General features: G+C 74.2%; 20 protein-coding genes. 16 read left to right on the forward strand and 4 right to left on the reverse strand.

Annotated features, from left to right (window positions below; all coding sequences use genetic code 11):
- Positions 1 to 34 precede the first annotated feature (34 nt).
- The 14 genes from ACEZDG_RS20880 (at position 35) to ACEZDG_RS20945 (ending at position 13,787) form a co-directional block, all read left to right on the forward strand.
- Positions 35 to 838 carry a hypothetical protein gene (locus ACEZDG_RS20880; RefSeq protein WP_380511799.1) on the forward strand — a complete coding sequence of 268 codons (804 nt, stop codon included), beginning with the start codon at positions 35 to 37 and terminating at the stop codon, positions 836 to 838.
- 229 nt (positions 839 to 1,067) lie between these two features.
- Positions 1,068 to 1,583, forward strand: coding sequence for a hypothetical protein (locus tag ACEZDG_RS20885; RefSeq protein WP_380511801.1), 516 nt, complete (start codon positions 1,068 to 1,070; stop codon positions 1,581 to 1,583).
- Positions 1,577 to 2,524 (forward strand): hypothetical protein, encoded by a 948-nt coding sequence (locus ACEZDG_RS20890; protein ID WP_380511803.1) that lies wholly within the window; start codon positions 1,577 to 1,579, stop codon positions 2,522 to 2,524. The genes ACEZDG_RS20885 and ACEZDG_RS20890 overlap by 7 nt, the downstream gene beginning before the upstream one ends.
- Positions 2,525 to 2,586: 62 nt before the next feature.
- On the forward strand, positions 2,587 to 3,288 hold the full coding sequence (locus tag ACEZDG_RS20895; RefSeq protein ID WP_380511804.1) for an SAF domain-containing protein: 702 nt from the start codon (positions 2,587 to 2,589) through the stop codon (positions 3,286 to 3,288).
- Positions 3,288 to 4,379 (forward strand): hypothetical protein, encoded by a 1,092-nt coding sequence (locus ACEZDG_RS20900; RefSeq protein WP_380511806.1) that lies wholly within the window; start codon positions 3,288 to 3,290, stop codon positions 4,377 to 4,379. Before ACEZDG_RS20895 ends, ACEZDG_RS20900 begins: the two co-directional genes overlap by 1 nt.
- The gene (locus ACEZDG_RS20905; protein WP_380511808.1) at positions 4,369 to 5,982 is read left to right on the forward strand and encodes a CpaF family protein; all 1,614 of its coding nucleotides are present in this window, start codon (positions 4,369 to 4,371) and stop codon (positions 5,980 to 5,982) included. Before ACEZDG_RS20900 ends, ACEZDG_RS20905 begins: the two co-directional genes overlap by 11 nt.
- Positions 5,979 to 6,932, forward strand: coding sequence for a type II secretion system F family protein (locus ACEZDG_RS20910; RefSeq protein ID WP_380511810.1), 954 nt, complete (start codon positions 5,979 to 5,981; stop codon positions 6,930 to 6,932). The genes ACEZDG_RS20905 and ACEZDG_RS20910 overlap by 4 nt, the downstream gene beginning before the upstream one ends.
- Positions 6,929 to 7,810 (forward strand): hypothetical protein, encoded by an 882-nt coding sequence (locus ACEZDG_RS20915; RefSeq protein ID WP_380511812.1) that lies wholly within the window; start codon positions 6,929 to 6,931, stop codon positions 7,808 to 7,810. Before ACEZDG_RS20910 ends, ACEZDG_RS20915 begins: the two co-directional genes overlap by 4 nt.
- A gap of 1 nt (position 7,811) precedes the next feature.
- Entirely contained in the window at positions 7,812 to 8,087 is a 276-nt protein-coding gene (locus ACEZDG_RS20920) for a hypothetical protein (protein WP_380511814.1), read from the forward strand.
- 35 nt (positions 8,088 to 8,122) lie between these two features.
- Entirely contained in the window at positions 8,123 to 8,488 is a 366-nt protein-coding gene (locus ACEZDG_RS20925) for a TadE/TadG family type IV pilus assembly protein (RefSeq protein WP_380511816.1), read from the forward strand.
- 29 nt (positions 8,489 to 8,517) lie between these two features.
- Positions 8,518 to 8,943: a TadE/TadG family type IV pilus assembly protein gene (locus ACEZDG_RS20930; protein WP_380511818.1), complete on the forward strand. Its 426-nt coding sequence runs from the start codon at positions 8,518 to 8,520 to the stop codon at positions 8,941 to 8,943.
- Positions 8,940 to 9,404: a hypothetical protein gene (locus ACEZDG_RS20935; protein ID WP_380511820.1), complete on the forward strand. Its 465-nt coding sequence runs from the start codon at positions 8,940 to 8,942 to the stop codon at positions 9,402 to 9,404. Before ACEZDG_RS20930 ends, ACEZDG_RS20935 begins: the two co-directional genes overlap by 4 nt.
- 86 nt (positions 9,405 to 9,490) lie before the next feature.
- Complete coding sequence (locus ACEZDG_RS20940; RefSeq protein WP_380511822.1) at positions 9,491 to 12,433, forward strand: LysM peptidoglycan-binding domain-containing protein; 2,943 nt, start codon at positions 9,491 to 9,493, stop codon at positions 12,431 to 12,433.
- A gap of 64 nt (positions 12,434 to 12,497) precedes the next feature.
- Positions 12,498 to 13,787: a hypothetical protein gene (locus ACEZDG_RS20945; RefSeq protein WP_380511824.1), complete on the forward strand. Its 1,290-nt coding sequence runs from the start codon at positions 12,498 to 12,500 to the stop codon at positions 13,785 to 13,787.
- A gap of 29 nt (positions 13,788 to 13,816) precedes the next feature.
- Here the strand turns inward: ACEZDG_RS20945 and ACEZDG_RS20950 are convergent, their stop codons facing one another.
- Together ACEZDG_RS20950 and ACEZDG_RS20955 are read right to left on the reverse strand one after the other, a co-directional pair.
- Positions 13,817 to 14,080 carry a hypothetical protein gene (locus ACEZDG_RS20950; RefSeq protein ID WP_380511826.1) on the reverse strand — a complete coding sequence of 88 codons (264 nt, stop codon included), beginning with the start codon at positions 14,078 to 14,080 and terminating at the stop codon, positions 13,817 to 13,819.
- On the reverse strand, positions 14,074 to 15,570 hold the full coding sequence (locus tag ACEZDG_RS20955) for an SDR family NAD(P)-dependent oxidoreductase (RefSeq protein ID WP_380511828.1): 1,497 nt from the start codon (positions 15,568 to 15,570) through the stop codon (positions 14,074 to 14,076). The genes ACEZDG_RS20950 and ACEZDG_RS20955 overlap by 7 nt, the downstream gene beginning before the upstream one ends.
- 164 nt (positions 15,571 to 15,734) lie before the next feature.
- On the opposite strand from ACEZDG_RS20955, the gene ACEZDG_RS20960 reads away from it, so the two are divergent.
- Both ACEZDG_RS20960 and ACEZDG_RS20965 read left to right on the forward strand, forming a co-directional pair.
- Positions 15,735 to 15,998, forward strand: coding sequence for a hypothetical protein (locus ACEZDG_RS20960; RefSeq protein WP_380511830.1), 264 nt, complete (start codon positions 15,735 to 15,737; stop codon positions 15,996 to 15,998).
- 116 nt (positions 15,999 to 16,114) lie between these two features.
- The gene (locus ACEZDG_RS20965; RefSeq protein WP_380511832.1) at positions 16,115 to 17,131 is read left to right on the forward strand and encodes an NAD-dependent epimerase/dehydratase family protein; all 1,017 of its coding nucleotides are present in this window, start codon (positions 16,115 to 16,117) and stop codon (positions 17,129 to 17,131) included.
- A 36-nt stretch (positions 17,132 to 17,167) separates the two neighbouring features.
- On the opposite strand, the gene ACEZDG_RS20970 is transcribed toward ACEZDG_RS20965, so the two are convergent.
- Both ACEZDG_RS20970 and fabG read right to left on the reverse strand, forming a co-directional pair.
- Complete coding sequence (locus tag ACEZDG_RS20970) at positions 17,168 to 18,706, reverse strand: long-chain-fatty-acid--CoA ligase (RefSeq protein ID WP_380511834.1); 1,539 nt, start codon at positions 18,704 to 18,706, stop codon at positions 17,168 to 17,170.
- A 50-nt stretch (positions 18,707 to 18,756) separates the two neighbouring features.
- Positions 18,757 to 19,515 carry a 3-oxoacyl-ACP reductase FabG gene (gene fabG / locus ACEZDG_RS20975; RefSeq protein ID WP_380511836.1) on the reverse strand — a complete coding sequence of 253 codons (759 nt, stop codon included), beginning with the start codon at positions 19,513 to 19,515 and terminating at the stop codon, positions 18,757 to 18,759.
- Positions 19,516 to 19,549 lie beyond the last annotated feature (34 nt).

The raw sequence follows: 19,549 nt of genomic DNA on the forward strand, positions 1-19,549 counted from the left end.
GAAAGGGGCACGAGTCGAGGAGGGGGAGACGGGCATGGTGGTGGAGCTGGTGCTGCTGGGGGCCGAGTGCCCCCAGGAGCGGGCCTTCACGGGTTCGCTGGGGGCGGCGGCCGGCGGGGAGCTGTTCGCGCGGGTAGTGAGCGGCGCGCTGTTCGACGCCGGGGCCGGACGGTGCAGGGTCACCGCGGTCCCGCCGGACGCGGACGCGAACACGCTGCTCACCGTCGTCAAGGAGGCGGTGGAGCGGGACAGCAGACTGCTGGTGGTCTACCTCGCGGGGCAGTTCACCTGGGACGTGCGCCGGCGGCGTCCGGTGCTGGTCACCGCGGGCAGCGGGCGGGACAACGCGCACGGGCGCGGCCTGGCCTGGGACTGGGTGGTCAGCGCGCTGGCCCATGGCGCGGGCGCCGCCCGGGGGGAGTCGCTGCTGGTGGTGGACGCGGTGGTGGGGGCGGAGGCCTGGGCCAGCGCCACCTTCGACGCGGTCGGGGTGCGGCTCTGGGGGCGGCTCCAGCCCTATGCCCCGTCGCGTTGGGGACGCGGCAGTTCCGGTTCCGGTTCGTCAGGTTCCGGTCCTGGCCAGGTGGTCGGGGTCGGCGCGGTCACCGCGACCGCCGGTGGATTCGCGGCGCTGCTGGCACAGGCGTTGCGGGAGGGGCTGCCGGGGCTGCCGGCCGTGCTCGACCCGGCGGCGCTGCATCCCACCCTGGAGGCCCGGGACACCCCGGGTTCGCGCTGGCTGGGGCCGCCCGCGGCTTCAAGACTGCTGTTGCGCAACCGCGCGGTGCTGCGCGGGGCACTGGGAAGGACGACTGGGGATGTTTCTGGTGAACGGTGATGACCCCGAGGTTGTTGTGGACATTTCGTAACCACAAAATCGGCCACATCCGGGACACTACGCCGTACGAGGAATAGTGTGCATATTCACCGCCAGTTGGGGAGAACGCGGCGAGGAGGCATCAATGCGACGCAAGAGCACAGCGCGGAGGTGCGTGATCGCTGTTGTCGTGTTCGCGCTTAGTGGGCTCGGTCTGGCCGGTGTGGCCGGCTGTTCCAACGGGGGCGGCGTGGAGACTCTCGACGGAGCCCCCGGCACCCGGGCCCCCGACGCCCCCTCGGCCGGGATCTCCACCGGCCCCGCGTCGGCCGCACTGCCGTCGGGGACCACCAAGGTGCTGGTGCTGCGCGCCTACCAGGGCTACTGGACCGCCCAGGTCAAGGCGTTGGACAGCGGCAAGGTCTCCGGCAGCGGTCTGCAGACCTACACCACCGGCGCGGCGCTGAGCGCCGTCAACGCCAACGCCTTCCGGCTGACCCAGGCCGGACTGCGGATGTCCGGGCAGCCGAGCCGCAACCCGTCCGTCACCGCGCTCGGTCCGGTGGCGCCGGGCTCCGGTGTGCAGACCGCCACCATCACGGACTGCCTGGACGTGACCGCCTGGCACCAGATCGATGCGACGACAGGTCAGCTCCGGGACCCGGCCCAGCGGTTGACCCGCTACCGGACGGTCGTCTCGGCGCGAACGGTGGGAGGGGTCTGGATGATCTCCGCAGTGCAGAACAAGACGGGGCAGTCGTGCTGAGGGCCGGCCGGCTGCTGCCGGTGCTGACGGTCTTAGCGCTGTTGGCGGCGCTGGGATCGGCGCTCTGGCTGAGCGGCGCCAGCGCCCGGGCGGACGGCCCGGTGGGCCCGTGCGAGAACACCAATGTGTGCGTGGGGGCGAGCACCCCGCCCACCGACGGCTCGGGCGGCAGTGGCGGGGGCGGTGGGGGCGGCGGCGGGGTGCGGGTGTGCGAGTACCAGGGCACCACGTACCCGTGCAGCACCGACTTCGGCACCTTCGACCCCGACGACGGCTGCTACTACGAGCAGGTCGAGCCGCAGCCCCCGGCCGGCGACCCGGACTGGCACGGGCACGCGCCCGGCGACGGCGGGGTCTACCTGAAGACCTGCCCCTACACTCCCGGCGGCGGATCGGCCAACGTCTGGATGGCGGCGGCCCCTGCCGTCCCGCCGGTGGTGACCCCGGCCGAGCTCGCCCAGCGGGCCCTGGCCATGATCCACCGCACCGCCGCCGGCGTCGGCACCGCGCCCAGCAACGACGGCAAGCGGACCGCGCTGGTCGGTTCGCCGATCTGGCTCTGGATCAACAAGGACGGCACCGACTACGCCACCAAGGCCGATCCGCTGAGCGCGACCGCGGCCGTCCCCGGGCTGTCGGTGACCGCGAACGTCTATGTCACCGAGGTCGACTGGGACATGGGCGACCAGGGCGCCGCGCCGAAGTGCGGGGCCGGCACGCCCTACCGGGACTCGGACGGCGCCAAGCCCTCACCGGACTGCGGCTACTCCTACACCCAGCCCTCGATCGGCCAGCCCGACGAGCGCTACGCCATCACCGCCACCGTGCACTGGTCCGTCACCTGGGTGGCGACCAACGGGGCCGGCGACACCTTCGCGCTGGACCCGATCGCCACCCCTGCCACCACGCTCCGGGTATCGGAGCTGCAAGTCCTGAACTGATTCACCATCAACTGCATTGTCCGGAAACATTGTTGACCACTCGACTGAGAGGCGACCGAACGGTGGACACCCCCAACGGGCCGCTGACGGACACACGCCGGCCGATCGCCCCGCCCAGCACCCCGTACCGGCTCGGCAACGCCAGGCGAAGGCGGCCGGCCGTGCTCGCGCTGGCCGTCGCCCTGGTCGCGGCCGGCGGCCTCGGCGGCGCCGCCCTCTACACCGCGACCGGCAAGCGGGTCGCGGTGATCGCCCTGGCCCGCAACGTCCCGGCCGGGCACACCCTCACCAGCGACGACCTCTCCGAGGCGAGGATCTCGCTCGACCCGGCGCTGCACCCGCTCTCGGTGCACAGCAAGGTGGTGGGGATGCGGGCCACCGCCGACCTCAAGGCGGGCAGCCTGCTCACCGGCGCCGACCTCACCAACGACCCGCTGGTGCTGGCCGGCCAGCAGGTCGTCGGCATCCCCGCCAAGCACACCCAGCTGCCCGCGGTCCGGCTGCAGCCGGGGACCAGGGTGGTGCTGGTGGCCACCCCGTCCGGGCCCGGCGTCAGCGGGTCGAGCAGCGGCTCGGGTTCGGCCGGCTCCTCCGGGGCCGCGCTGACCGCGATCACCGTCCGGGTGGTGGACGTGGGCCCGGCCGACTCCGACGGCACCGTCGTGGTCGACCTCGCCGTCCCCTCGGCCCAGGGCGCGGCGGTCGCCGACCTGGCGGCGAGCGGCAAGTTCGCCCTGCTGATCGCCGCGCAGGGGAGTGGCTGATGCCGGTCGTCACCATCAGCGGCGGCCCGGGCGCCCCCGGCGCGACCACCACCGCCCTGGCCCTGCTGCTCGCCTGGCCGCTCGCCGAGGGCCGGCGGGTGGCGCTGCTCGAATGCGACCCGGACGGCGGCGCGATCCTGGCGGGCGCGCTCCAGGGGCGGGTCGAGTCCGGCTACGGGCTGCGCCACCTGGCGGTGGCCGACCGGCGCGGACGGCTGGCCGAGACGCTCTGGGAGCAGCTCGTGGACATCTCCCCGGACGGCGGCGGCCGACGGCTGCTGCTGCCGGGGCTCACCGATCCGGCCCAGGCGGCCGGTCTCGCCTACACCTGGGAGCCGATGGTGACGGCCTGCCAGGACCTGGACCGGGGCGGCTGCGACGTGCTGATCGACCTCGGCCGCTCCGGCGCCCACGGCCCCTCGGGCGTGCTGGCCAGGCGCGCCGACGCGGTGCTGGTCACCGTCCGCTCCACGCTGCGCGGGCTCAGCTCGGCCAAGCCCCGGGTCGCCGCGCTGGCGGCCGACCTGGACACCGAGGGCACCGGCGCGGACGCGCTCGCGCTGGTCCTGGTCCAGGAGGGCCCCTACGCCCCGGCCGAGGTGGGACGGGCGCTGGGCGCGCCGGTGCTCGGCCTGCTGCCGTACGAGCCGCGCAGCGCCACGGTGCTCTCCGACGGCGGCAACAGCGCCGACCGGCGGTTCCTGCGCTCCGGGCTGATGCGCTCGGTGCGGTCGACGGCGGACGAGATCCGGCTGCTGACGGATCGTCGGCGGCTCCGGCTCAGCCCGGTGCCGCAGGCCCCGGCGCAGCCCCAGCCGGCCATGTACCCGCAGCAGCCCCAGCAACCGCAGCACCCGCAGGCCCCGCAGCAACCGGGACCGCACCAGCAGCCGCACCAGCAGCCGCAGTTCGTACCGCCGCCGCCCCCGGCGCCGCAGCAGGGCCCGCAGCACGGCCCGCAGCCCGCGCCGCTGGCCGGCTACGCGCCGCGTCCGCCGGTGCCGCAGGCGTTCGCGCCGCCGTCCCCGGACGGGCCGCACGGCCCGAACGGTCCGACCGGACCCGGGCAGGAGGTGGCCCGTGTCTTCTAGGCATGCGGCACCGAACTCCACCGGCGAGCCGGTGAACGGCGAGGCCAGGGTGGTGCTGGGGGCCGCCGACGCGCGCCCCGACTGGTCCCCGACCGCGCTGCGGCACCCGCTGCTGCAGCCGACCGCCGCACCCGCCAACGCCCCCGGCCGCGACGGCCACGGCCCGAACGGGGCACCGCCCCGCGGAACCAACGGCGGCGCTCCGGCGAACGGGGTGACCCCGGTCGCCGACCCCGAGGTGGCCCGGGTGCTCAAGCGCCAGGTCGCCGCCGAACTGCACGAGCAGCTGGCGCTGCTCGACGACCAGCGCGGCACCGCCGCCGACCCGGCCACCCGGCGCCAGCGCGGCCGGGCGCTGATCGAGGACGCCGTCGCCCGCTGGTCCGACGCCTATGCGCTGACCCACGGCATGGCGCCGACCCGGGCCCAGGACCGGGCCCTGGCCGAGGCCGTCTACAACCTGCTGTTCCGGGCCGGACGGCTGCAGCCCTACCTGGACGACCCCGACATCGAGAACATCCTGATCAACGGCTGCGACGACGTCTGGATCTCCCGGGTGCACCAGCCGATGCGCCAGGTCCCGCCGGTGGCCGACAGCGACGAGGAACTGATCGAGCTGCTGCAGGACCTGGCCCGGCGGCACGGCGGCGGCGAGCGCAGCCTGTCCACCTCCAGCCCCACCCTGGCGCTGCGGCTCGAGGACGGGATGCGGCTGCAGGCGATGACCGGGGTCACCCCCCGCCCCTACGTGGCGATCCGGCGGCACCGGGTGGCCAGCGCCACCCTCGGCGACATGGTCGCCCTGGGCACCATCGACAGCACCCTCGCCGCCTTCCTCGCCGCCGCGATCCGGGCCAGGAAGAATGTGATGATCACCGGCACCCAGGGGGTCGGCAAGACCAGCCTGCTGCGCGCCATGGCCGGCGAGATCCCCAGGGACGAGCGGGTCGGCACCCTGGAGTCCGAGTACGAGCTCTGGCTGCACACCCTGGGCCACCTGCGCCAGGTGGTCCCGATGGAGGCCCGCGAGGGCAACGGCGAACGGGTCGACGGCCGCTCCGCGGGCGAGCTGACGATCGGTGAGCTGATCCCGGCCGCGCTGCGGATGACGCTCACCCGGATCATCGTCGGCGAGGTCCGCTCGGCCGAGGTGGTGCCGATGCTGCGGGTGATGACCAACGGCGAGGGCGGCTCCATGTGCACCCTGCACGCCCGCACCCCGCACATGGTGATCGACCGGATCGCCGAACTCTGCCTGGAGTACGGCTCGCAGATGACCGACACCCTCGCCTACCGGCTCACCGCCAACGCCCTGGACTTCGTGGTCCACGTCACCATGCTGGACGAGACCCCGATCGGCGGTCGGCGGCACCGCTTCGTCTCGCACGTGCTGGAGGTGGTCGGCATGGGCGAGAGCGGGCGCCCGGCCCTCAACACCGTCTTCGGCCCGGTCGGCCCCGAGCTGCGGGCCGTCCCGCAGACCCCGCCCGCCTGCCTGGACGACCTGCGCCGGGTCGGCTTCGACGCCCGGGCGCTGGGCTCGCCGACCGGCTCCTGGAGCAAGCCGCTGGACCTGCGGATCCAGGCGGGAGGTGCCTGGTGACCCTGCTCTTCATGCTGACCGGGGCCGTGTTCGTCGGCGGCTTCGTCGCGGTGGTGCTGTTCCTGCGCGGCAGCTACGCCGTTCCCGACCCGGAGCTGACGTTCCATCAGCCGGGGCGGGTCGAGCAGTTCGTCCTCGACCTGGCCCGGCGCCGGCTCCAGCTCGGCATCGCCGTCGTCGGCGGCGCCGCCGCCTGGCTGTTCACCGGCATCCTGCTGACCCCGCTGCTGGTGGTCGCGGTGGTGTTCCTGGTGCCCTGGCTGCTGGACTCCACCAGCTCGCACACCGGCCGGGTCGAGCGGATGGAGGCCCTCGCCGAGTGGACCCAGCGGCTCGCCGACGTGCTGCTGCTCGGCGTCGGACTGGAACAGGCGATCATCAGCAGCCGCCGGACCGCGCCCGCCGCGCTGGAGCGGCCGATCGACGACCTGGTCGGCCGACTGCAGTCGCGCTGGGCCCCCGGCGACGCCCTGCGCGCCTTCGCCGACCAGCTCAACGACTCCACCGCGGACAAGGTGCTGGCCGCGCTGCTGCTCAGGGCCGCCGACCGCGGTCCTGGCCTGGCGGGCGCGCTGGCCGACCTGGCCGAGGCGGTCCGCGAGGAGGTGCGGCAGCGCCGGGCGATCGAGGCCGACCGGGCCAAGCACCGGGCGACCGTGCGCTGGCTGGTCGTGATCATCCTCGCCGTGGTGGTGGTCGGCTCCTTCGACACCTCCTATGTCGCCCCCTACAACAGCCTGCTGGGGCTGATCGTGCTGCTCGCGGTGGGGATGGCCTTCGTCGGCGTGGTGGCCTGGATGCGCAGTCTGGCCAGCCACACCCCGACCCCGCGCTTCTTGGAACGGGACCGGCGCAGCCGCACCGGGCGCTCCCCCGAACCGGTCCACGAGCCCGACCTGGCCGACCCGGCCCTGGAGTTCGACACCATGAAGGGCGGGCCGCGCCGATGACCTGGCTGATCGTCGCGGGGGTCGTGGTCGGCCTCGGCATCGCCCTGCTCGCCGCCGAGCTGCGGCCCGCACCGCCCGACCTGGACACCGTGCTGGAGCGGCTGCACCGCGAGCCGGTGCGCCCGCACCACGGCCGCCCGCTCGAACCGCCCGGGCCGCTGGACCGGTTCGGCGCCCGGCTGGTCGGGGTGCAGGGCAAGTGGATCCCGCTGCCCGAACTGGCCCTGATCGGACGCACTCCGACCAGGTTCATGGCGCACAAGCTGATGTTCGCCCTGGTCGGCCTGGTGATCCCGCCGGCGCTGACGGCGGCCTGCTCCCTGATGGGGGAGTCGCTGCCGGTGACCCTGCCGGTGGTCGGATCGGTGCTGCTGGCTGGCGCGCTGTGGTTCGTCCCGGACGGCATCGTCCGCGGCGAGGCCAAGGAGGCGCGGGTCGAGTACCTGCACGGCATCGCCGCCTACCTGGAGCTGGTGGCCCTGGAGCGGGCCGCCGACTGCGGGCCCGCCGAGGCGCTGAGCCGGGCCGCGACGGTCGGCCGCGGCACCGTGTTCCGCCGGATCGCCGACGCCCTGGACCGCGCGACGCTGGACCGGCGGCCGCCCTGGGACGGGCTCGACTCCCTCGCCGATGAGCTCGCGCTGACGCCGCTCCAGGACGTCGCCGACATCATGCGGATCTCCGGGACCGACGGCGCCGCCGTCTACCGGACCCTGCGGGCCCGCGCCCGCAACCTACGTTCCGAACTCCTCGCCGAGGAGCTCGCCAAAGCCAACGTCGACAGTGAGCGCATGGTCGCCCCGGGAACCGCCCTGGTGACCCTGATGACGGTACTCATCGGCTTTCCGGCCGTGTACCAGATCTTCCAAGGAGGCTGATATGAAGCACATCCCCGCCACGTTCGACAGCAGGGCGGTCACCGCCCTGCTCCCCGACATCGCCCTGCCCGCGGTGATGGCCGTGCACCACGTCCGCTACCGGGCGATGCGGGTCAGCGCGGCCCGCGCCGACCGCGACAAGGGGGCGCTCAGCATCGAGATGGCGATGCTGGTCATCGTCCTGATCGCCGGCGCGGTGCTGGTGGTCGGGGCGATCTGGGCGCTGGTCCAAACGAAGGCCACCAAGATCGGCACCACGGACACCAGCGGCCAGTGAACCCCAAGGCTCCCCGAGCGGAGGACAGCGGGGTCATGTCGATCAGTCTGGCGATGGTCTTCCCGCTCGTCCTCACCTTGATCCTGCTCACCGTGCAGGGCGCGCTCTGGTGGTACGACCGCCAGATCGCGCTCAGCGCTGCCCGCCAGGGCAGCGAGGCGGCGCGCAGCTTCCAGGCCGACCCGGACGCCGGGGAGACCGCGGCGAACACCTTCCTCGACCAGGTCGGCGACGGCCTGACCGAACGTCATGTCACGGTGTCGCCGGTGACGGCGGGGGTCCGGACGGTCACCACCACGGTGACCGTCCGGACCCAGTCGCTGCTGCCGTTCCTGCCCGGGATCCTGATCACCCAGACGATCGAGGCCCCGGTCGAGCGCTTCGTCCCGGCGACGCCGTGAACCGGGCCGAGGAGCCGTCCGCGGGGACCGTGGACACGTCCGCGGAGCAGGGCAGCTTCGCGATCGAGGCCGCGATCCTGGTGCCCGCGCTGCTGCTGTTCCTGCTGATGGTGATCGCCGCAGGACGGGTCGAGACCGCCGGGGGAGTGGTGGACGCCGCCGCCCGCGAGGGGGCCCGCAGCGCCTCGCTCACCCGCACCACCGACGCCGCGATCCAGGCCGCCCAGGACTCGGCCGCGACCACGCTGAACCAGGAGGGGGTCTCGTGTCGGAACCAGCAGCTCGCCGAGGTCGACACCAGGGACTTCGCACCGCCGGTCGGCCAGACCGGGCGGGTCACCGTGACCGTGCGCTGCACCGTCTCGCTGGCCGACCTCGCTGTTCCGGGGCTGCCCGGCAGCATCACCATGACCAGCACCTTCACCTCGGTCGTCGACGCCTACCGGGCCCGATGAGCAGCCGCCGGGGGCTATGGGGCCGCGGGGACGCCGAGGCGGGCACCCTGTCCATCTTCGTGGCGATCACCGCCACCATGCTGCTGATGCTCACCGGCCTGGTCCTGGACGGCGGCGGACGGCTGCGGGCGATCGAGCGCGCCGACGCCCTGGCCCAGGAGGCGGCCCGGGCCGCGGGCCAGCAGATCGACCAGGCCGCGCTGCTCCAGGGCCAGGGCCTGCGGCTGGACGTCGGACCCGCGGAGGCGGCGGCCAGCAGCTACCTGGCCGCCAACGGCATCACCGGCAGCACCTTCCAGCTGGTCGACAACACCATCGTCAAGATCACCTTCACCACCAAGTACCACACCGCACTGCTCGGCCTGGTCGGCCTGGACGAGATCTCGGTGCAGGGCTCGGGCCAGTCCCGCCTGGTCCCCGGCGTCTCCACGGCCGACCCCGCACCGACCGGCGGCCCCTGACGACCGCTCAGCACCCCGACCCCGCAACAGCACCCCGACCCCGCACAGCACCTCTCCCCCGACCCCTTTTCCCTGGAATGGTCCTGATGCTCCGTAACCTCTGCCGCGGACTCGCGGCCCTGGTCGCCCTGGCGCTGCTGCTGGTCGGCCTGCCCGCGCTGTTGGCCGTGGGCACGCTCGCGGTCACCAAGCAGGCGGACCCGCAGCAGTCCGACCTGGTCCACCTGCTGACCCGGCCCGACAACGGCAACCTGTTCCTCTGGGCGCTGGTGGTCGTCGGCTGGATCGGCTGGCTCTGCTTCGCCGCGTCCGTGCTCGTCGAGATCCCGGCCCAGCTGCGCGGTCGCCGCGCCCGCCGGGTGTTCGCCCTCGGCTGGAGCCAGCGGATGGCGGGCGGCCTGGTCGGCGCGGTGCTCGCGCTGCTGCCGACCGCGGGCGCCTCGCTCGCCGCGACGCCGGCCGCCGCGACCACGACGGTGGGCGCGCACGCACCGGTGCTGGCCCCGGTCACGAGCGCGCCCGCCGGGGTGCCCGCCGCGGCCGGGACGGAGCACAGCGCGGTGCAGCACCCGGCCCAACCCACCTACCGGGTGCGGGAGGAGCGACCGGCGGAGAGCCTGTGGAGCATCGCCGAGAAGGAACTCGGCTCGGGCGAGCGCTGGAAGGAGATCGCCCGGCTGAACCAGGGCCGCACCATGGACGGGGGCGGGCGCCGCTTCGACGCGGACCGTCCGATCCACCCGGGCTGGGTGCTGCTGATGCCCGCCGACGCGGCGTCCTCCGCTGCTGCCGGGCACAGCGCGGCGGCGCCTGCCCAGGGCGCTCAGGGCGCGAAGGACCGGACGGAGGTCGTGGTGCGTCCGGGGGACACCCTCTCCGCGCTGGCGCAGGAGGAACTCGGCAACGGGGCGAAGTGGCCGGAGCTGTTCGCGGCCAACAAGGGCGTACGGGCCCCGGACGGGGTGCGGCTCGAGGACCCCGACCTGATCGAGCCCGGCATGGTGCTGACGGTCCCTCAGGCCGGCGGCGCCACCCCGCCCGTCGCGACCCCGCCGGTCACGCCGCCTCCGGCGACCACCCCGCCGGTGACCACCCCGCCCGTCACCGCAGCGCCGACGCACACCCCGCCCGCGACCCACAACCCGCCCGCGACGGCCGCTCCCGCGCCCACCCGCTCGGCGCGGCCGACCCAGGCCGCGCCCACCCAGCACGCCTCGGTCGCCCCCTCGGTGCCGGCCCCCTCGCCGCCGCCCACCCAGGCCGCCGCGCCGACCCACCCCAGCTCCGCGTCCTCCTCGTCCTCGCTGGCCGAGGGCGGCCTGATCGGCGGCACCGCGCTGCTCGCCGCCGTCGTCCTCGGCGCGGTCGCCCTGCGCCGTCGCCGCCCCGGCGGCCCCACCACCGGCCAGCACACCCGCAACCGGCCGCCGCGGACCGACCCGGCCGCGCCGGTGCTCCCCGCCTCGCTGCTGGAGCCGGTGCCGCCGCCGTTCGCCGGAGTGCACCCGTCGGCCCTCCCGGCCCCGGAGGCACCCGCCGAGAACGGCTTCAGGACCGGCGAGAGCGGTCTCGCCTTCCTCGCCGCCATGTCCGCCCGGCAGGACGCCACCGGCCTCGACCTGCTCGACCGCGCGCTGCGCAGCCTCGCCCGCACCGCGACCGCCGAGGGCCGCCGCCTGCCCGCGCTGACCGTGGTCCGGATCACCCCGGCCCACACCCTGGAGCTGCACCTCTCCACCCCGGCCCCGCCGATCCCGCCGTTCCGCGCCGCGCACGCCTCCACCGTGTGGTGGTGCACCCCGGACGCCGAGGACCTGCTCTCGGCGGAGGAGGCCGCGACCGTCCCCGCGCCCTATCCCGCGCTGGTCAGCCTGGGCACGGCGGCCGAGGGCAGCATCATCCTGGTCGACCTGGAGGCGGTGCGCCTGGTGCACCTGTCCGGCGCCCCCCGGGCGGTCACCGAGGTGCTGCGCACTCTCGCCCTGGAGCTCGCCTTCACCCCGCTCGCCGACCAGGTCACCATCCACACCGTGGGCGTGGCCGAGGAGTTGGAGCCGGTCGCCGAGGGGCGGCTGCGGGTGCACGAGAGCCTGGAGGACGCGGTGGCGGCCGTCTCCTCCCGCGACCAGGAGGTGCGCCGGGCACTGGCGGACGCCGGTGCGTCCACCCCGCGCGAGGCCAGGAGCCGCGGTGCGGCGGGTGGTGCCTGGGCCCCGGAGATCGTGCTCTGCGCGACCGTCCCGGACGGGACGATGCCCGAGGAGCTGGGCAGGATGCTGGACGCCAGCCCGCGCGGCAGCGTCGCCGTGGTCGCCTCCGCGCCGCCGCCCGGCGCGGGCCCGATGGCCAGGTGGACCCTGCCGGTGACCGGTTCGGCGGCGCTGCCCGGGCTCGGGATGAGCGTGGAGCTGCAGCATCTGAGCGACCATCAGTACCTGCAGTGGCTCGGCCTGCTGGGCACCCCGGCGAGCGAGCCGGACCTGCCGGAGATGCCCGACCTGCACGATCTCGCGGACCTGGCCGAGCTGGCCGGCGAGCAGGACGACCCGCACGCGGCCCCCCGCCACGGGACCCGGCCGCAGCCCTGGCCGGAGCCGCGGCCCGAGCCGGGCTCGGGCTTCGAGCCGCGTCCGGAGCCCCGCGTCGAGCCGAGGGAGGAGCCCCGGCTCGACCTCGCGCCCGCGCTGGACCCCTGGGCCGTCCGCAGCCCCTGGCCCGACCCGCCCTCCGCCGAGGTCCAGGACGCGTACGAGTCCGTCGAGGCCGCCCATGAGCTGACCCTGCGTCGGCTCCGGGCCGGCGACCACCAGGGCGCCGAGGCGGCGGCGTTCGCGGGGCTCACCCCCGCCCCCGAGACCGAACTGCTGCACCGCGACCTGCTCTGCGTCTACGCCGACGCCGGGGCCATCGACCAGCTCCACAAGGCGGTGACCCGGCTCGAACGCCTCTCCGCCCGCAAGGGCCGTCCGCTGGAGCCGGAAACCGACGCCTTGATCGCCGAACTCCGGGGGACGGGTGGCGCGGCCTGACCGCGACGGTAGGGTGACAGGCCAGGCAATGGCCATACGGTTATGACGAGGTGACACGCTAGTGGTGACGAGCGAGACGGCGGCCCTGGGGGCCGGCCCGCGCGGACGGATACTGGTGGTCGAGGGCGGTGCCGGGCGCAGCCCCCGGCGCTTTCCGCCCCGCAGCGGACGCCCCGCGCCCGCCCTCTCGGTGATCCTGGCCGCCATCTCGCCGCAGGTGCTGCTGGCCGCGGAAGCGGTGGACACGGTCCACCTCCCCGCTGCCACCGACGCCGCCGGGGTGCTGGCGCACCTGCGCGCCACGGTGCGGCACCCCGGCCCGGTGCTGGTGCACCTCGGCGGACACCTGGTCAGGAACCGCCGCACCGGCAGCGCCGAACTCGACCTCGGCAGCACCCGGCTGCCCTGGCAGACCCTGGTCGACGAACTGCGGCTGCGTCCCGTCGAGACCGCCTCACTGGTCATCGCGGACCTCAGCGCCGACGAGGACGTGCTGCCGCCGCTGCGGGTGGTCCCCTCGCCGCTGGGCAACGGGCTGCCGCTGTGGGCGGCGGTCAGCCCGGACCCGCAGCAGGTCGGCACCTTCACCCGGGCCCTGGTGGAGACCCTGCACGGCGGACGCCCGGGCGCGGACGGCGCGCTGACGCCGGAACAGCTGCACCAGCAGGTGCACTCGGTGCTGCGGCCCGAGGTGCTGCTGGTCGCCTCGCACAGCGCGGGACAGCAGATCTTCCGCAACACCGCCCGCCGCCTCGACCCGGCCCCGGGTGTCGGCTCCGGCTCCGGCCCCGACATCCCTCCGTTCGACACCCCGCCGCTGCCCGCGGACCCGCCCACGGTCCACCTCGCGGTCGCCGAGGGCGCCGAGGTCGCCCCGGTGGACGACACCGCCGACGCGGCTGCCGAGGCCGCTGCCGACGACGACTACCAGCAGGCCATCGGCGTGATCGTCGCCGCTGCCGACGCGGGGGAGCACGCCCGCGCCGCCTCCTTCGCCCGCGAGCTGGAACGCGAGGCGTTCGCCGCCCACGGCCCGGACGCCGAACCGTCGCTGAGGGTGCGTCAGGTCCGCGCCCATGTGTCCCGACTGGCCGGTGAGCAGGCCGAGGCCGCCCAGCTCTACCGCGAGGTCGCCCTCAGCCTGCTCCGCACCCGCGGCGCCGACGACCAGGAGACCCGCCAGGCCACCGCCAACGCCGAAGCCTGCTGGCGCGCCATCGAGGACGACGCCGAAGCCCACCGCCTCGGCCGCGACCTCCTCGCCCTACGCCGCGACGTCCCCGACCCCCGCCGCCTCCGCGCCGTAGAAAAACACCTCGCCCGCCTCGACGACTCCACCACCCCGGCCCGCTGACCCGCGCCCGTCGTCGGTGCCCGGGTAGGTCAGAGCGTGCTGCGGTGGGTGAAGGGCCACTGGTGGGGTGGGCGGGAGAGGAGGTCCGGCGGGGGAGCGGGGAGTGGGGGCGGGCGGTGGCCGGGGGTGTGCAGGATGACGACGACGCGGTCGTCGGCCGCGGTGTAGACGTCGGCGCTGCCGCCGGGCGGCGGCGGGAGGAGCTGCACCCAGGCGAGCAGCTCGGCGAGCCGCCCCGGCGCGGAGCGGACCTCCCACATCAGGGTGTCGGGTCCGCCGCCTTCGGTCACCACGGGGAGGGGGCGTAGTCCTTGAGGAACACCCCGAGCAGGTCCTCGCCCTGCTCACCGCGGACGATCGGGTCGTAGACCCGGGCCGCGCCGTCGACCAGGTCCAGCGGGGCGTGGAAGCCCTCGTCGGCGAGCCGCATCTTGTCCGGGTGCGGGCGCTCGTCGGTGATCCAGCCGGTGTCGACCGCGGTCATCAGGATGCCGTCGTTGTCCAGCATCTCCTGCGCGCTGGTGCGGGTCAGCATGTTCAGCGCGGCCTTGGCCATATTGGTGTGCGGGTGGCCAGGGCCCTTGTAGCCGCGACTGAACTGGCCCTCCATCGCGGAGACGTTGACCACGTACTTGCGCCGGGCCGGCGAGGCCGCCATCGCCGGGCGCAGCTTGCTGACCAGGATGAACGGCGCGGTGACATTGCACAGCTGCACTTCGAGCAGCTCGATCGGGTCGACCTCGTCGATCTTCTGGCTCCAGCTGTTCACCGGGTCCAGGTCCGGGACCAGTCCGCCCGCGTCGATCGCGGTTCCGGCCTCGACCAGCGCGGCCGAGGCCGAGCCGCTGGTCAGCGCGAGCGCGGTCAGGGTCTGCGCGCTGAGCGCCCCGCGCTCGCCGCGGGACTGGCTCGGCAGGGCCGGCTGGCGGCTGAGGTCGAAGCGGCCCAGCACGGTCGCCTCCGGCAGCTCCCCGGCCGGCAGCGGCGCGTCCTCGGCGGTGATCAGCTCGGCGTAGGCCCCGGCGCTGCGGCGGACCGTCTGCGCGGCGTTGTTGATCAGGATGTCCAGCGGTCCGGCCGCGGCCACCGACTCGGCCAGCGCGATGACCTGCGAGGGGTCCCGCAGGTCGATGCCGACGATGTGCAGCCGGTGCAGCCACTCGGCGCTGTCCGGCATCGCGGTGAAGCGGCGGATCGCGTCGTTGGGGAAGCGGGTGGTGATCGTGGTGTGGGCGCCGTCGCGCAGCAGTCGCAGCGCGATGTACATCCCGATCTTGGCCCGGCCGCCGGTGAGCAGCGCGCGGCGTCCGCTCAGGTCGGTACGGGCGTCGCGGCGGGCCCGGTTCTCGTGCGCGCAGGGCTGGCAGAGCTGGTGGTAGAAGGCGTCGACCTCGGTGTAGCGGGTCTTGCAGATGTAGCAGGAGCGGGGCCGCTCCAGCACGCCCGCGATCGGCCCGGTGGTGACCGCGGTGAGCTGCAGGCCCTGGGTCTCGTCGTCGATCCGGTCCGCCGCGCCGGTGGCGGTGGCCTCGGTGACGGCCTTGTCGTTGGCGGTCTTCGCGGCCCGGCGCTCCTGCCGGCGGCGCTGCTTCACGGTCCGGTAGAGGCCCGCGGTGGCGAGCCGGACGGCGATGGCGTCGGGGTGGTCGATCGGGATGGTGTCCAGCTCGGCGAGGACCGCGAGCGCCAGCTTCAGCCGCTCCGGGTCGATACCGGGGACGTCCGCGTAGTCCTCGGCCGGGACCTCGGTGAGGGTCGTGCCGCCGTCGGGTCCTGCGCTCATGCCGCTGCCGTTCCGTCGATCAGATCAGGGGGTTCCGGGAGGGGTGTTGGGATACGCCAACTGAGACACCTTACGCAACCGCGCGGGACAATCCAAAACAGCCGCCGTGCCCCCGATGGCCCACCCGCCGGGCGTCCCGGTCGCGAATCACGGAGAGTGATGGCATGGCGACTAACAACACGGCGACATTCCAGGTCAACAAGCGGCTGCTGGCCGCCGGAGCGGTACTCACCGGTTCGGGGGCGCTGCTGGCCCTGGTCGGCACCGCGATCGCGGGCACCGCGCTGGCCACGGCCGGGCGCGGCTGGGTGCAGAACCTGGAGACCCCTCCCTCCGAGCTGGCGACCCGGGCCCTGCGCCAGGCGAGGGCGGCCTCCCAGGCCGCCTCCCAGGCAGGCGCGGACGCCTGGCGCTCCCAGGCCCAGTAGCCTGCGGCGGCCCGGGGGAGTTCCCCGGAACGGCCGGTTTCGCCGTTGGCGGAGTTCTTCCGCCGACGGCGGAACGGCCTTTCGCCGGTCCGCCCGGAGCGCTGACACTCACTCACATGAGACTTCTCGTGCTGGGTGGTTCGGTGTTCCTCGGTCAGGCCTTCGTCCGTGAGGCGCTCGCGCGCGGGTGGGAGGTGACCACCTTCAACCGCGGCCAGTCCGACCGGGACGAACCCGGCGTCGAGGCCGTCCACGGCGACCGCGAGCGGCCCGAGGACCTGGCCCGGCTGGTCGGCTCCGGCCCCTGGGACGCGGTGGTCGACACCGGCTACGTCCCGCGGGTGATCGGCGCCTCGGTCGCGGCCCTGGCGAAGTCCGCCGCGACCTACCTCTATGTGTCCAGCATCAACGCCTACCCGGGCTTCCCCGAGGTCCCGGTGGACGAGGACTCCCCGCAGCACGAGTGCGCCCCGGACGCCGGGCCCGAGGACGGCGACTACGGCACCCTCAAGGTCGGCTGCCAGCGCGCGGTCGAGGAGGGGTTCCCGGGCCGGGCGCTGATCATCCAGCCCGGGCTGATCCTGGGCCCCGGCGACCGGGCCCGGCGCACCGCCTGGTGGCTGCGCCGCGCCGCGGAGGGCGGCCGGATGGTCGCCCCCGGGGCGCCGGACCGGGAGATGCAGATGATCGACGCCCGCGACATCGCTATCTTCGGCCTGGACCGGATCGCCGCCGGCGACAGCGGGCGCTACCTGACCAGCGGCACCCCGGCCAACACCAGCTGGGGCGAGTACCTGGGCACCTGCGTCGAGGCCACCGGGAACAAGGCCGAGCTGGTCTGGGTCGACGACCAGCTGCTGTTCGAGCACGGGGTCGAGCCCTGGACCGAGCTTCCGCTCTGGTCGCCGCTGCAGGAGGACTTCGCCGCGGTCTGGAAGCCCTCCTCGGCCAAGGCGATCGCGGCGGGGCTGCGCTGCCGCCCGATCGCCGAGTCCGTCCGCGACACCGCCGCCTGGCTGTTCGCCCCCGGCGGTATGGACATCGCCTTCGGCGACCACCGCGGCACCGGCCCCCGCGGCCTCACCCCGGAAAAGGAGACCGCCATCCTCGCCGCCCTCGACGCCCGGGGCTGACGAACCGCCGCAACCGGCGGGGGCCGGGCGGGGAGGTCAGGCGCTGTAGCGGGTGCGGAGTTCGCGTTTGAGGACCTTGTGGCTGGGGCCCAGCGGGTAGGAGTCGACGAACTCCACCCGGCGCGGGTACTTGTGCTTGGCGAGGTGCTGCTTGGACCAGTCGATGAGCTGCTGCGCGGTCGGCGGCTCGGCCGCGTCCTTGGCCAGCACGAGGACGGCGCAGACCTCCTCGCCGTGCAGCGGGTCGGGCAGGCCGATCACCGCGGCCTCGGCCACGGCCGGGTGCCGCAGCAGCGCCTCCTCGACCTCGCGCGGGTAGACGTTGTAGCCGCCGCGGATCACGATGTCCTTCTTGCGGTCGACGATGGTGATGAAGCCGGCCTCGTCCTTGGTGCCCAGGTCGCCGGTGCGGAACCAGTTGTCGACCAGGGCCTCGGCGGTCGCCTCCGGGCGGCCCAGGTAGCCGAGGAAGACATTGTGGCCGCGCACCACGATCTCGCCCAGCTCGCCGGCCGGCAGCAGCTCGATCCGGTCCTCGACCTCGGCACGGGCGATCTCCACGTCCACGCCCCACACCGGGTGGCCGACCGTGCCGGCCCTGGTGCCGAAGTCGGGCTGGTTCACCGAGGCGGTGGGGGAGGTCTCGGACAGGCCGTAGCCCTCCCAGATATTGGTGCCGAACACGGCGTCGAACTTCTCCAGCACCGGGACGGGCAGCGAGGCGCCGCCGGAGATGCACAGCCTGAGGCTGGGCAGCGCGGCGGCGGTCCGCGACGCCTCCAGCAGCGCGATGTACATGGTCGGCACCCCGTGGAAGGTGTTGACGCCCTCACGGACCATCAGTTCCAGCGCGGCGGCGGCGTCGAAGCGCGGCAGCAGCACCAGCGCCGCGCCGGCGCGCCAGGTGGAGTTCATGCTGACGGTCTGTCCGAAGGTGTGGAACAGCGGCAGCGCGCCCAGCGCCACGTCCGTCTGCTGCACATGGTTGGCGTCGAAGGCGTTGACGGTGGCGTTCATGATCAGGTTCAGATGGCTCAGGATCGCGCCCTTGGGCTGGCCGGTGGTGCCGCTGGTGTAGAAGACCACGGCCGGGTCCTCCGGCTGCCGCGCGGTGAAGTGGGTCAGCGGCGGCACCCGCTCGGCCAGTTCCTCCAGCCGCCCCAGCGCCCCGGGCACCGGCACCGCCGGACCCACCGTCACCAGCGGCACGTTCGCCAGTTCGGCCGCGCCCGCCGCGACAGCCGCCGTCGCGGCATGGCTGACCAGCACCGACGCACCGCTGTCCCGCAGCACGTAGGACACCTCCTCCGCGGTGAGCAGCAGGTGCACCGGCACCACCACCCCGCCCGCGGCCAGGATCGCGTAGTACGCCCGGGGGAACTCGGCCACGTTGGGCGCCATCAGCGCGACCCGGTCGCCGGGCCGCACGCCCAGCTCGACCAGCGCGGCGGCCTGGGCCAGCGACTGCTGCCAGAGCTCGCCGAAGGTGTAGCGCCGGTCGCCCTCGACCAGGGCCAGGGCGTGCGGACGGCGGCGGGCGTTCTCGGCCAGGATGGAGGCAAGGGAAAGCGTCATAACTGTGATGGCTCCGGTTCCGCTGGTTGTGTGCCGGAAGTGACGGGGAGTCAGCGGGCTCCGCCGTTGACGTACAGGGTCTGGCCGCTGACGTAGGACGAGTCCTCGGAGGCCAGGAACGCGACCACGGCGGCGACCTCCTCCGGCTGTCCCACCCGCCGCAGCGGCGTACGCTCGGCGGCCTGCTCCTGGTGCTCCTCGGCGGTCGCCCCGACCCGCTCGGCGGTGGCGGCGGTCATCCCGGTGGCGATGTAGCCGGGCGCCACGGCGTTGACGTTGATGTTGAACGGGCCGAGCTCGATCGCCAGGGTGGCGGTCAGCCCCTGGATCCCGGCCTTGGCGGCGGCGTAGTTGGCCTGGCCCCGGTTGCCCAGCGCGGAACGCGAGCTCAGCGAGACGATCTTGCCGTACTTCTGCTTGCACATGTACGTCTGCGCGACGTGGGAGCAGTTGTAGGCGCTGGTCAGGTTGACCGTGATGACGGCGTCCCAGTCCGGCTTCGCCATCCGGAAGAAGAGGTTGTCACGGGTGATCCCGGCGTTGTTGACCAGGATGTGGATCCCGCCGAGATCCGCCACGACCTGCGCGAACGCCGACGCCACCGCGTCGTAGTCGGCCACGTCGCAGCCGTAGGCACGCGCGGTCCCGCCCTTCGCGGTGATCGCGTCCACCGTCCCCTGCGCGCGCTCCGCCGTCAGATCCACGACGGCCACGGCGGCGCCCTCCTCGGCCAACCGCAGGGCGGTAGCCGCCCCGATCCCCTGCGCCGCCCCAGTGACGACAGCGACCTTCCCAGTAAAACGCGTCATAACTTCTTCTCCCGGATCAGACAAGCGACGACCT

Origin of the sequence: Streptacidiphilus alkalitolerans, from assembly GCF_042511045.1 — a bacterium.
Taxonomy (GTDB): Bacteria; Actinomycetota; Actinomycetes; order Streptomycetales; family Streptomycetaceae; genus Streptacidiphilus; species Streptacidiphilus alkalitolerans.

Bases quoted from the DNA above. Each gene is read 5' to 3' on its own strand.
- ACEZDG_RS20955 (WP_380511828.1), bottom strand. From the start codon at position 15,570: ATGAGCGCAGGACCCGACGGCGGCACGACCCTCACCGAGGTCCCGGCC.
- ACEZDG_RS20920 (WP_380511814.1), top strand. From the start codon at position 7,812: ATGAAGCACATCCCCGCCACGTTCGACAGCAGGGCGGTCACCGCCCTG.
- ACEZDG_RS20880 (WP_380511799.1), top strand. From the start codon at position 35: ATGGTGGTGGAGCTGGTGCTGCTGGGGGCCGAGTGCCCCCAGGAGCGG.
- ACEZDG_RS20915 (WP_380511812.1), top strand. From the start codon at position 6,929: ATGACCTGGCTGATCGTCGCGGGGGTCGTGGTCGGCCTCGGCATCGCC.
- ACEZDG_RS20940 (WP_380511822.1), top strand. From the start codon at position 9,491: ATGCTCCGTAACCTCTGCCGCGGACTCGCGGCCCTGGTCGCCCTGGCG.
- fabG (WP_380511836.1), bottom strand. From the start codon at position 19,515: ATGACGCGTTTTACTGGGAAGGTCGCTGTCGTCACTGGGGCGGCGCAG.
- ACEZDG_RS20960 (WP_380511830.1), top strand. From the start codon at position 15,735: ATGGCGACTAACAACACGGCGACATTCCAGGTCAACAAGCGGCTGCTG.
- ACEZDG_RS20970 (WP_380511834.1), bottom strand. From the start codon at position 18,706: ATGACGCTTTCCCTTGCCTCCATCCTGGCCGAGAACGCCCGCCGCCGT.
- ACEZDG_RS20965 (WP_380511832.1), top strand. From the start codon at position 16,115: ATGAGACTTCTCGTGCTGGGTGGTTCGGTGTTCCTCGGTCAGGCCTTC.
- ACEZDG_RS20925 (WP_380511816.1), top strand. From the start codon at position 8,123: ATGTCGATCAGTCTGGCGATGGTCTTCCCGCTCGTCCTCACCTTGATC.
- ACEZDG_RS20900 (WP_380511806.1), top strand. From the start codon at position 3,288: ATGCCGGTCGTCACCATCAGCGGCGGCCCGGGCGCCCCCGGCGCGACC.
- ACEZDG_RS20935 (WP_380511820.1), top strand. From the start codon at position 8,940: ATGAGCAGCCGCCGGGGGCTATGGGGCCGCGGGGACGCCGAGGCGGGC.